At 68.7% G+C, this 12233-nt stretch carries 8 protein-coding genes; 3 read left to right on the top strand and 5 right to left on the bottom strand.

Going from position 1 to position 12233, the window contains the following annotated elements; translation table 11 throughout:
• Positions 1–4 precede the first annotated feature (4 nt).
• The 3 genes from HRV97_RS10375 to HRV97_RS10385 are packed head-to-tail and all read right to left on the bottom strand — an operon-like array spanning position 5 to position 4255.
• On the bottom strand, positions 5–1057 hold the full coding sequence (locus HRV97_RS10375; protein WP_174194210.1) for a lipocalin-like domain-containing protein: 1053 nt from the start codon (positions 1055–1057) through the stop codon (positions 5–7).
• Positions 1057–3570: an FtsX-like permease family protein gene (locus tag HRV97_RS10380; RefSeq protein WP_174194211.1), complete on the bottom strand. Its 2514-nt coding sequence runs from the start codon at positions 3568–3570 to the stop codon at positions 1057–1059. The genes HRV97_RS10375 and HRV97_RS10380 overlap by 1 nt, the downstream gene beginning before the upstream one ends.
• A complete protein-coding gene (locus HRV97_RS10385) occupies positions 3563–4255 on the bottom strand; it encodes an ABC transporter ATP-binding protein (protein ID WP_174194212.1) in 693 nt (230 codons plus the stop codon). Before HRV97_RS10385 ends, HRV97_RS10380 begins: the two co-directional genes overlap by 8 nt.
• 114 nt (positions 4256–4369) lie before the next feature.
• On the opposite strand from HRV97_RS10385, the gene HRV97_RS10390 reads away from it, so the two are divergent.
• The 3 genes from HRV97_RS10390 to HRV97_RS10400 all read left to right on the top strand — a co-directional run bounded on the left by HRV97_RS10390 (position 4370) and on the right by HRV97_RS10400 (position 9001).
• Positions 4370–6262 (top strand): CocE/NonD family hydrolase, encoded by a 1893-nt coding sequence (locus HRV97_RS10390; RefSeq protein WP_174194213.1) that lies wholly within the window; start codon positions 4370–4372, stop codon positions 6260–6262.
• A gap of 130 nt (positions 6263–6392) precedes the next feature.
• Positions 6393–7991 (top strand): alpha-amylase family glycosyl hydrolase, encoded by a 1599-nt coding sequence (locus HRV97_RS10395; protein ID WP_174194214.1) that lies wholly within the window; start codon positions 6393–6395, stop codon positions 7989–7991.
• Between the two features lie 2 nt (positions 7992–7993).
• Positions 7994–9001, top strand: coding sequence for a glycosyltransferase (locus HRV97_RS10400; protein ID WP_174194449.1), 1008 nt, complete (start codon positions 7994–7996; stop codon positions 8999–9001).
• A gap of 12 nt (positions 9002–9013) precedes the next feature.
• Here the strand turns inward: HRV97_RS10400 and HRV97_RS10405 are convergent, their stop codons facing one another.
• Entirely contained in the window at positions 9014–10027 is a 1014-nt protein-coding gene (locus tag HRV97_RS10405) for an SDR family oxidoreductase (protein WP_246248676.1), read from the bottom strand.
• A 78-nt stretch (positions 10028–10105) separates the two neighbouring features.
• A complete protein-coding gene (locus HRV97_RS10410) occupies positions 10106–12160 on the bottom strand; it encodes an NAD(+) synthase (protein WP_174194215.1) in 2055 nt (684 codons plus the stop codon).
• Positions 12161–12233 lie beyond the last annotated feature (73 nt).

Genomic DNA, 12233 nt, shown 5'->3' on the forward strand with positions numbered 1-12233 from the left:
TCTTTTACATGCGAAGGTCGGCGGCGTATCCGGTTAGTTCGAGATATCCTCGGCCGCCCGCGGTGCTGACCGCACCTTCCCAATAGACCGGCTGCCCGGCGGCGCGCGCGTCGACCTCCTGATCGGCGAAGACCGGTTGCAGCCGAAAGCGCTTCACACCCTCGGGCAAGCGAATGCTGACGACCTGTGCCACCGGGTAGCGCGCGCCGGTTCGTCGCGAGCGCCACGTCGCGGTGGGCGTGAAAGCAACGTCGCCGGGGTTGAGCCGCGTCACTCGCCCGTCAGCGCGGCGATAGGAGCCACCGGCCCACAGCACGCCGCCGCCTTTGCGGCGGATGCGGAACGCCATCAGCGCAGCACCATCGTCGAGGTTTAGCCCGGTCCAGTCCCAGCCAGCGGCGGTGGGTGCGAGATAGTCGGACGACCATTCGCGATCGAGCCACGCCTCGCCGGTCACGCGCTCTGACCGACCCGCGCGCACGATCTGTCCCGAGACCGCAAGGTGCGGCAGCGAGTAATAATAGCTCGCCTGTTCCGGCTTCGGTCCTTTGCGGCTGTAGCCGTTCTCGCCTTGCAACAGCGGCGGCTGCGTCGGACGGAATGCGAGGTTGAGCGCGAAGTCGCGTCCGCCGACGTGGGTCGTGAAGCGGCCATCGCTCGCGCGACGCAAGGTCCAGCCGTTCAATCGCACATCGGCGTCGCCGGTCGCCGCACCCGCCAACCCGAACCCTGCACGCGCCGCCCGCTCGGCGTGGAGGATGCGGCCGACCGCGGGATCGGACAAGGCGGCATGCGCGAAGATCACCTGTCGCGGTGCGAAGCGGCTCGGGTTGTTCATGCCGGCATGCGGGTTGACGTGGAAGAAGGTCACCTGAAAACCGCGCTGCCGCCCGTCCTCGCCCTTGACCCAGCCGGTGACGTACCACCATTCGGTGCGGAACGCCGGGTGTGCGCCGTGATCGGCGGGGAAGGCGAGGCGGATGCCGGGGCGAACGACCGGGTAGGGCGGTGCGGCGGCGAGCCCCGCGAGCGCGGCGGCGGCGAGCAGGACACGCATCACCAATCCTCCCTGACCGCGCTGACCGCCTCGGTCGCGGTGGCGCGCCGTCCGGCGATCATCGCGGTTAGCGTCGCGGCGCCGGTCAGGGCCGCGGTCACGCCGATGATCGTGCCGAGCGGCCAGCGTGTCGTCATGGTCCAGTTGAACGACTGCGGGTTGATGACGTGGATGAGAACTTGACCCAGCAATGCGCCGAGCGCCACGCCGGCTACCGCCCCGATCAACCCCAGCAGTGCACCCTCCGCCGCCAGCATCTCCGTCACCTGCCGCCGCGTCAGCCCGAGGTGCCGCAACATGCCGAACTCCTTCGCGCGCGCGATCGTCTGTGCCGACATGGTGGCAGCGACCCCGGCCAGCCCGACGAGGATCGCGACCGCTTCCAGCACGTAGGTGATGGCGAAGCTACGATCGAACAATTGCAGCGCGAACCGTCGCAGCGTTGCGGGCTCGGCCACCGACACGCCGGCGGGCAGCACCGCGCTCAACCGTCCGCGCAAGGTCGTCGCGTCGATGCCGGGTGCGAGCGTGATCGCCGCCTCGTCGCGCGCCCGATCGCCGGTCAGGCGGACGTAGTCGCTGTCGCGGATCACCACCGCGCCTTGTTGGCGCGCATAGTCGCGCCACACGCCCGCGACCCGGAAGGTCGTCGCCCGACCGCCGAGCGGGAGAGTCACGTCACGGCCGGGCGTCCAATCGTAGAGCCGGGCGGCAGGCTCCGACACCCAGATCGGTGTCGCGCCGGGCGGGACGGGTGCGCGATCGATCAGCACCAGCAGCGGATCACGCGCAACATCGCCGACCGGTCGCGCGATCAGCGTCACCGCGGGGCGGTCGGCCGCGATCGCCAGCGGCAATTGGCGGCTGAACGCGATGTCGCCGGTGCCGGGCACCGCCGCGATCCGCCGCTGCGTCGCAGGGTCGAGATCGCCGCCTTCGGCCCGCAGGTATAGGTCGGCAGACAAGACCTGCGCGAGCCAGCTGTCCACGGCACCGCGGAAGCTGGTCACCATCGTCGCCATCGCAATCATCAGCGCGGTGGAGGCGACGATGCCGCACAAGGCTATGGCCGCCTGACCTGGCGCGCCCCGGACGTGGCGCAGCGCAAGCATGCGCGGCACCGAGGCGAGGTCACGCGTCCGCCACGGCGACAACAGCCAGCGCACCAGCCACGGCACGCCCGCGACGCCACCCGCCAACAGCAGCGCCATCGCAACGAACCCGAATACCGGCAAGCCCGCGACCGCCGGCAGCAGCGCGATGGCCCCGCCCGTTACCAGCAGCAGCAGCGCGGGCCGCCACGGCACCGGCGCACGCGGGTCGAGCAGGTCGCCCGCGTTCTTCAATGCCGCGGCAGGGGCTGCGCGCGCGGCGGCACGTGCCGGCAGGACGCTGCCCAGCATCGCCGCCGCCAGTCCGAGCGCGAAGAAGCTCACCGCCGCGAGCGGCTGGAACACGACCCGCGTCGTGCCGCCCGCGAAATAGCCGCCGCCCAGGTCGCCGCCGAACAGCCGCAGCGCGGCGACCGCCAGTGCGTAGCCGAGCGCCAGCCCGACTGCCGCGCCCACCACGCCGATGATCGCGCCTTCGAGTGCGACCGCGGCAACAATCCCGCCCTGCGGCAGGCCCAGCGTGCGCACCAGCGCAAAGGCGCGCAGCCGCCGCGCCACTGACAGCGACTGCGCGGAGAAGACGAGGAACCCGCCGGTCAGTAGCGCGACCAGCGCGAGCATGTCGAGGTTGACACGGTAGGCGCGGCTGAGCGCATCGCCCTGCCGCGCCTCGCTCTCGCCGGTGGCGATCACCGCGTCGGCGCCGAGTAGGTGGGGGAGCACCGCCTCGGCAGCGGCGCGATCGTCGACCTTGACGTCGAGCCGATCGAGCCGGCCCAGCCGATCAAACCGCCACTGCGCCGCTGCGATGTCGATCGTACCGATTGCCTGCCCGTCCGCGACGCCGGGCAGGACGCCCGCGACCACGAACGACGCGGTGCGACGGTTCGCGGTGACCGCGATCCGCTGACCGACACGCGCGCCGGTCGCCGTCATGGCGGCGCGCGACAGGGACAAGGCCTCCTCGGCAAATACGTCGTTGCCGCCGTCATCGGGGCCGGTCGGGCGCGTGCCGATCAGGCTCGGCGTGACCGCGGCGGCGCGGATAACGTCGAGCCCGAGCAAGGTGAACCTGCCTGAAGCGCCTCGCGCAGACAGGCTGACGACGGGGCTCGCGTCAGCGACACCGTTGGCGATGGCGACGCGCGGGTAGAGCCGCTCGTCGAACCCGAGTGGCGTGCGCGCGCGCACCCTGATGTCGGCGGCACCGTTGACCCCGCTGACCGCCTGCTCGAACGAAGCGAGCGCCGATCCGTTGACCAGATGCACCGCGAAGCCGAGCGCCACGCCGACCGCGATCGCGATTGCAGTCGCGGCGAAGCGCCCTGGATGCCAGCGCCACTCACCCGCCACCAGCCAGGCGAGCGCGAGCCGTGACCGGAGCAGCCCGACCTCAGCCACCGGCGACCGTCGCCGCGCGCGACGCGGCCACCAACCCTGAACTGGTCAGCGTCAGCACGCGATCCGCGACCGCGGCGGTTGCGGCCGAGTGGGTGACGATCACCGCCGCCGCGCCGCGTGATCGAACGGCACGGGCGAACAGGTCGAGGATGCGCGCTGCGGTGTCGGGGTCGAGGTTGCCGGTCGGCTCGTCGGCCAGAATCACAGCGGGCCGGTGGACCAGCGCGCGCGCGATCGCCACGCGCTGCAACTCGCCGCCGGACAGGTCGCGCGCGTAATCGCGTCCGCGTGTCGCCAGCCCGACCTCGGCCAGCATCTCGCCCGCGCGCACCTTTGCCGCCGCCGCGTCGGGTGCGATCAACGCGAGCGGCAAGGCGACATTTTGTTCGAGCGTCAGATAGGGCAGGATGTGAAAGGCCTGGAAGACGAAGCCGATGCGTTCGCGCCGCAGCCGTGTACGCGCGGCCTCGTCGAGCGGCGCCAGCGCCGTGCCCTCGATCCGCACGTCGCCGCTATCGGCATCGTCCAACCCGGCAAGGATGTTGAGCAATGTCGACTTGCCGATGCCCGACTCGCCGGTGATCGCGACCAGCTCGCCCGCCTCGATCGTCATTGCGAGTTGCGCGAACAACTGCCGGTCGTCGCCGACCGTCTTGGTCAAACCCTCCACCTCGATCGCGTGCATCGCCGCTGAACGAGCAGCGATCGACTTCGGTCCGCGCGGACGGGCGTTGACGCGAGGTCCACCACGCGGCTTAGTCGGGGGCATAAGGCCCATAACACAGGAGATACCGCGCCGATGAATGCGATCACCAAGCTGCTCGGTGCGGCGGCCGCCGTCTCGCTAGCCAGCGCCGCCCCGGCGCAGGATTACGCCAAATACTCCGACGCGGCGATCGAGCGTGAGCTGGCGCAGAAAGCGAGCGTGGAGATGATCGCGATGGTGCCGATGCGCGACGGTGTCGGGCTCGCCACCAACATCTATCGCCCGGCAAACGCGCGCGGTCCGTTGCCGACGATCCTGTGGAAGACGCCGTACAACGAGCTCGCCTACAAGACCGCGACCAGCCGCCGCGCGCTGGAGGCGGTAAAGCGCGGCTACGCGTTCGTGGTGCAGAGCGAGCGCGGGCGCTATTTCTCGGAAGGGAAATACGAGATCCTCGGCCTGCCGCAGACCGACGGCTATGACACGCTGACCTGGATCGCCAAGCAACCCTGGTCGAACGGCAAGGTCGGCACGCTCGGCTGCTCGTCATCGGCGGAATGGCAGCTTGCCCTGGCCGGCATGAACCACCCGGCGCACGCCGCGATGGTGCCGATGGCGTCGGGCGCCGGCATCGGCAAGGTCGGCCCGTTCGAGGAACAGGGAAACTGGTACACCGGCGGCGTGCCGCGCACGCTGTTCCACGTCTGGCTCTACGGCGTCGATAACCCCTTGCGCGCCGAATTGCCGCGCGGGCTCGACCAGCCGACGCGCGCGCGGATCGCGCGCTACAACGATCTAGATGCCAAGAAGCCGGAGGTGAGCTGGCCGACGCAGATCAAGCATCTGCCCTACGCCGACCTGCTCAAGGACCTGGGCGAGCCGCCCGCCACCTTTGAGCAGTTGACCGCGCGCAAGGGGCCTGCCGATCCGGCGTGGCGCACGGGCGGGCTCTATCACGACGACAAGGGGTGGGGCGTACCGGCCTTGTGGTTCAACAGCTGGTACGACGTGTCGATCGGGCCGAACATGGCGCTGTTCAATCACGCGCGTGCGGTGAAGTCCGACGCGGAAGCGAGCGCGAACCAATACGTCGTCGTCGCACCCAACACGCATTGCGCCTTCGCCAGGCTGGGGCCGAACTTCACCTCCGGCGACCGCGACCTGGGTGACGCGAGCTTCGACGTCGACGGGCAGGTCTACGCCTTCTTCGATCGCTGGTTGAAGGGCGAGCGCCAGGCCTTCCTCGCGACCACGCCGGCGGTGCGTTACTACAACATGGGCGCGAACCGTTGGGACAAGGCGACGCAGTGGCCGCCGGCGGGTGTGACCACCATGCGGCTCTACCTGCGCTCGGGCGGGCGCGCCAACGGGCTGTCAGGCGATGGTCGCCTCGACGCGGTCGCGCCACCGGCGGGCGAGGCGGCGGATCGCTTCACCTACGATCCCGCGAACCCGGTGCAGACGATCGGCGGCGGTGATTGCTGCAACGGCGGGCTGGTGACGGCGGGGGCCTTCGACCAGCGCGTGATCGAGGCGCGCGACGACGTGCTGGTCTATACCAGCGACGCGCTGACGCAGCCGACCGACGTGACGGGTTTCGTGCAAGCGGTGCTGAACGTGTCGTCGGACGCGCTCGACACCGACTTCGCGGTCAAGTTGGTCGACGTCGCGCCCGATGGGACCGCCTATATCCTCGGCGACACGATCCTGCGCGCGCGCTACCGCGACGGCTTCGCGCGGCCGACGATGATGGCCAAGGGCCAGGTGTACACGCTCAAGCCGACGCCGATCACCACCAGCAACACTTTCCTGCCTGGGCACCGTATCCGCGTCGAGGTGACCTCGTCCAACTTCCCCAAGTTCGTCCGAAACCTGAATACCGGCGGCGACAACGAGCGCGAGACGCGCATGGTGGTGGCGCACAACCAGGTTCATCACGCCGGCGACGCGGCATCCTACATCGACCTGCCGGTGGTGCGCCGCTGACGCGTCCAGTCGACTGGCAACGGTCGCGGCACCGGAGTGTGCCGTGGCCGTTGCCGCGTCGACAAGGTCACGGCCGCAGGGCGGCCTTTCTCACGTGAGCGCGAAAGCTCTGCATGTTAATCGCGGCGACATGACGCTCGCTCACGAAGACGCTCCATGGTGGCAGCGCGGTACGATCTACCAGATCTACCCGCGCTCCTTCGCCGACGCGAACGGCGACGGTGTCGGCGATCTCGCAGGGATCGAGGCGCATCTCGACCACGTCACGTCGCTCGGCGTCGACGCGATCTGGCTGTCGCCGATCTTCCCCTCACCGATGGCCGACTTCGGCTACGACGTCGCCGATTACTGCGACGTGTCGCCCTTGTTCGGTGATCTGGCCGCGTTCGACCGGTTGATCGCTGCGGTCCACGCGCGCGGGCTCAAGCTGCTGCTCGACTTCGTGCCCAATCACTCGTCCGACCAGCATCCGTGGTTTCAGGCGAGCCGCTCGTCGCGCGACGACCCGAAGCGCGACTGGTACATCTGGCGTGACCCTGCACCGGACGGCGGGCCACCCAACAACTGGATCAGCGATTTTGGCGGATCGTCATGGGAATATGACGACCACACCGGCCAATACTACCTCCACGCCTTCCTGAAAGAGCAGCCCGACCTCAATTGGCGCAACCCCGACCTGCGCGCCGCGATGACAGACGTGCTGCGCTTCTGGTTCGACCGCGGCGTCGACGGGTTCCGCATCGACGTGCTGTGGCACATCGTGAAGGCGGACGGGCTACCCGACAATCCGCCCAACCCTGTATGGCACGCCGGCATCACCGAGCGCGACAGACTGATCCAGCTTCACTCGACCGACCAGCCCGAGGCGCACGACATCGCCGCCGAGTTCCGCGCGCTGGCCGACGATTACGGCGCGCGCGTGCTGGTGGGCGAGATATTCCTGCCCAACGATCGCCTCGCGCGCTGGCACGGCACGCCCGAGCGGCCCGAGGTGCACCTGCCGTTCAACTTCGCGTTGATCGAGACGCCGTGGCAAGCCGACACGCTCGCGCGCTCGATCGACGATTACGAGCGTTCGATCCCGCCGCACGGCTGGCCCAATTGGGTGATCGGCAGCCACGACGCTCCCCGCATTGCCGCGCGCGTCGGCGAGGCGCAGGCCCGCGTCGCCGCGATGCTGCTGCTCACCGTGCGCGGCACACCGACGCTCTACCAAGGTGACGAGATCGGTATCGGCCCGGTGACGATCCCGCCCGATCGCATCCGCGACCCGCAGCATTTCCGCCAGCCGACGCTCAACATCGGACGCGATCAGTCGCGCACCCCGATGGCGTGGGACGATAGCGCGTACGCCGGCTTCAGCAGCGGCGAGCCGTGGCTGCCGCTCCACGACGATTGGCGGACGCGCAACGTCGCCGCGCAGGCGCGCGACGCGGGGTCGATGCTGTCGCTCTACCGCGACTTGGTGGCGCTCAGGCGCGCGACGCCGGCACTGTCGCTGGGGGACTATGCGCCCGCCGTGGCGGACACGGACGTGCTCGCGTTCGAGCGAACCTACGGCAACGATCGGCTGCTCGTCGCGCTCAACCTGTCGACCTCGCCGCGCCGCTTGATCCTGCCCGCGGGAACGACCATCGCCGCGGTTATGCATTCGACGCTTCCGCCACGCACGCCCGACGGCACGCTCGCGCCCGACGAGGGAATGATCCTGCGGCTGATGCCGGCATGACCATCCGCGTCGCGATGCTCGCGCCGATCGCGTGGCGCACCCCGCCGCGCCACTACGGGCCATGGGAGCTCGTCACCTCGCTGCTGACCGAGGCGCTGGTGGAGCTCGGCGTCGACGTGACGCTGTTCGCGACGCTCGACAGCGTGACGGCCGCGAAGCTCGACGGGGTGGTGCCCGCGTCCTACAACGAGGACCCGAGCGTCGACGCGAAGGTGTGGGAATATTGTCACCTCTCGCACGTGTTCGCGCGCGCGGCTGAGTTCGACATCATCCACAACCAGGCCGATTTCCCCGCGCACGCCTTCGCGCCGCTGGTTGCGACGCCGGTCGTCACGACGATCCACGGCTTTGGCAGCGATCGCATCCTGCCGATGTATGAGCCGTATCAGGACCGCGTGCACTACGTCGCGATCAGCGATGCCGACCGGCACGCGCGATTGCGCTACGCCGCGACGATCCACCATGGCATCCCGATCGCTGACTTCGCCTTCGACGCGACCGGAAGCGATGACCTGCTGTTCTTCGGTCGCATGCACCCCGACAAGGGCGCGGCGGAAGCAATCGCGGCAGCGCGCGCGAGCGGGCGCGCGCTCGACCTCTACGGCATCGTGCAGGATCAGGGTTACTTCGACCGCGATGTTTCGCCGCACCTCAATGGCACCAGCATCCGCTACCATGGCGCGGTCGGCGGCGAGGCGCGGGTGCGCGCGTTGGGGCAGGCGCGCGCGCTACTGCACCTCATCAACTTCGACGAACCATTCGGGCTCTCGGTGATCGAGGCGATGGCATGCGGCACGCCGGTGATCGCGATGCGGCGCGGGTCGATGCCCGAGCTGATCGAGCACGGCGTCAACGGTTTCCTGGTCGACAGCCTCGACGAGGCGGTGGCGGCGATCGACCGGGTGGACGAGATCGATCGCGCCGCCTGTCGCCGAACCGTCGTGGAACGGTTCAGCGTGCGCCGGATGGCCGAGGAATATCTGGCGCTTTACCGCCGCATCCTCAGCTAACCGTCCGCTGGCTTACGGGTTGCCCTTGCCGCCATTGGCGCCGACCGCGCCGCCAGTGGTGTAGCTCGACTCGCCCGACGCGAGCAGGACGTAGTGCGCGGCGAGCTCGGCGGGCTGCCCCGCGCGGCCGAGCGGCTGCGTCTGCCCGAACTCGCCCATCTTGCCCGGCAACTGCCCGCCCGCGACCTGCAACGGCGTCCAGAACGGCCCCGGCGCGACCATGTTGACGCGGATGCCGCGCTTGGCGAGCTGCTTCGCCAGCCCCTTGGTGAAGATCAGGATCGCGCCTTTGGTCGACGCATAGTCGAGCAGCTCGGGCTCGGGATCGTAGCTGTTAACCGAGCCGGTATTGATGATGACCGACCCCGGCGGCATCGACGGGATCGCCGCCTTGCTGATGCGGAACATCGCGAAATAATTGGTCTCAAACGTACGCACCATCTGCTCGTCGCTGATGTCGAAGATGCTCTCCTTGCTCTGCTGGTACGCCGCATTGTTCACCAATATGTCCAGCCCGCCCAATTGCTTGATCGCGCCGCTCACGATCTTCTCGCAATTGTCGCGGTTGCGGATGTCGGCGGGGAGCAGCACTGCCTTGCGTCCGGCGGCGCGGATCAACTGCGCGACCTCCTGCGCGTCGGGCTCCTCGGTGGGATAATAGTTGATCGCGACATCGGCGCCTTCGCGCGCGAAGGCGATCGCGGCGGCGCGGCCAATCCCGCTATCGCCGCCGGTCACCAGCGCCTTGCGCCCGGTGAGCTTGCCCGAGCCGCGATACGAGGTTTCCCCGCAATCGGGACGGGGGGTCATCTTGCTCTGCAGCGCCGGCCAAGGCTGGCGCTGCTCGGCGAACGGCTTGTTGGTATATTTGGTGCGCGGGTCCTGCAATCCGGCGGGCGGAGTTCCCTGCGCCGGCGCGCTGCCGGTGCCGCCCTGCGCGTCAGCCGCGCCGCTGCCCAGCACCATGCCCGCCGCCGCGGCCGCGCCGCCCAGCACCGTGCGCCGTGTCGTTCCGTTATCGTCCATTGCCATTCTCCACCTGTTCTTGCCGCAACGGGCGGGGGAGGTGGAGGTTCACTGGAAAAGTGACTTTGCCGGAACGACTTAGGTCGCGCGAAAAGCTTGCGGGCCGTTCGCCGCCAGCTCGTCGAGCCAGACCTTGGCGGTGCCGTCCGACGGTGCGCGCCAGTCGCCGCGCGGCGACAGGGCACCGCCGGACGACACCTTGGGGCCGTTCGGGATCGCGGAGCGTTTGAACTGGCTGATCTGAAAGAACCGGAACAGGAAGCGTTCGAGCCACAGCTTGACCGTGTCGAGATCGTAGGCGGCCTTTGCTTCATCGGGATAGCCGACCGGCCAGTGACCCGCGTCGGCATCACGCCACGCGTGCCAGGCGAGGAACGCGATCTTCGACGGCGCGAGGCCGTGGCGGATCACGTAATGCGCAAAGAAGTCGTTGAGCGCGTATGGCCCAATCTTCGATTCAGTGCTCTGCAATTGCTCGCCCGGCACCAGCTCGGGTGAAATCTCGGTACCCAGGATCGCGGCGAGCACGCGGTCGGTCTCGGCGTCATATTGGTCGGTATCGATCGCCCAGCGGATCAGGAACTGGATCAGCGTCTTGGGCACACCGGCGTTGACAGCATAATGGCTCATCTGGTCGCCCACGCCGTAGGTGCACCAGCCGAGCGCTAATTCAGACAAGTCGCCGGTGCCGACCACCAGCCCGCCGCGCTGGTTGGCGATGCGGAACAGATAGTCGGTGCGCAGACCGGCCTGCACGTTCTCGAACGGCACGTCGTACACCGGCTCGCCGCGGCCGAAGGGATGCCCCATGTCGGCGAGCATCCGCGTGGCGGCGGGGCGGATGTCGATCTCCTCCGCGGTGCACCCAAGCGCGCGCATCAGCGCCCAGGCATTGCCCTTCGTCCCCTCGCTGGTTGCGAAGCCGGGCATGGTAATCCCGAGAATATCGGAGCGCGGGCGCCCAAGCCGGTCAAGCGCCTTAGCCGCGACGATCAGCGCGTGCGTCGAGTCGAGCCCGCCCGACACGCCGATCACCAGCCGCTCGGCGCCGACCGCCTGTAGCCGCTTGGCGATCCCCTCGACCTGGATGTTGAACGCCTCGAAACAATCTTCGTCGAGCTTGTCGGGCGTGTTTGGGACGAATGGGAAGCGCCTGATCTCGCGGCGCAGGCCGACGTCGCCATAGTCGGGCTGATGCGCGAAGCCGATGCGGCGCACGCCGAACTCGGGATGGTCTAGTGCGCGCGCGGCGTCGTTGAAGGTGCCGTTGCGCAGCCGCTCCTGAATCAGCCGTTCGCAATCCACGTCGGCGACGAGCAGTTCGGGTGCGTGGGCGAAGCGGCTGGACGAGGCGAGCAGCTCTCCCAACTCGTGCACGCTGCCCTGTCCGTCCCAGGCGAGGTCGGTGGTACTCTCACCCGGCCCCGCGGCGGAATAGACGTAGGCGCAGATCGCACGCGCTGATTGCGATGCCGACAGCATCATCCGCTCGCGTGACTTGCCGATCACGACATTTGATGCCGACAGGTTGCAGCACACCAGCGCCCCTGCGAGCGCACCGCCAGTCGACGGCGGGGTAGGAGCCCAGTAATCCTCGCAGATCTCGGCGTGGAAAACGAAATGCGGCAGGTCGTCGGCAGCGAAGATCAGGTCGGTGCCGAACGGCACGCGCTCGCCGCCGATCTGGATATCGAGCCCGGTCAGCCCCATGCCGCTGGCGAACCAGCGCTTCTCGTAATATTCGCGATAATTGGGCAGGAAGATCTTGGGCACCACGCCCAGCACCCGCCCGCGCGCGATCGCGACCGCGCAATTGTAGAGGCGTCCGTTCCGCTCGATCGCGGCACCGACCAGCAGGACGGGGCGCAGGTCGGCACTGGCGGCGCGTACCGCCTCGATCGCGGCCAGCGTCGCTGCCTGCATGGCCGATTGCAGGTGCAAGTCGTCGATCGCGTAGGACGTGATGTTGAGCTCGGGAAAGACCACCAGATCGGCCGCGCCTGCATCCGCCTCGCGCGCGAGCGCGATTGTCGCGTCGGCATTGGCGGCGGCGTCGCCGACCGTGGCGGGCGGGGTCGCGGCCGCGACGCGCAGCATGCGGTGATGGTGGATCGACCGGAAACGTTCGCTCATGACCTTGGGTGTTAGGCGTTCGTCCCCGCAAATGGCAACTTGCGCGCGTCGTGCGCCAAGTTAAATCCTGTCG

This window comes from Sphingomonas hominis, from assembly GCF_013328205.1.
In the GTDB taxonomy this organism is placed as follows: domain Bacteria; phylum Pseudomonadota; class Alphaproteobacteria; order Sphingomonadales; family Sphingomonadaceae; genus Sphingomonas; species Sphingomonas hominis.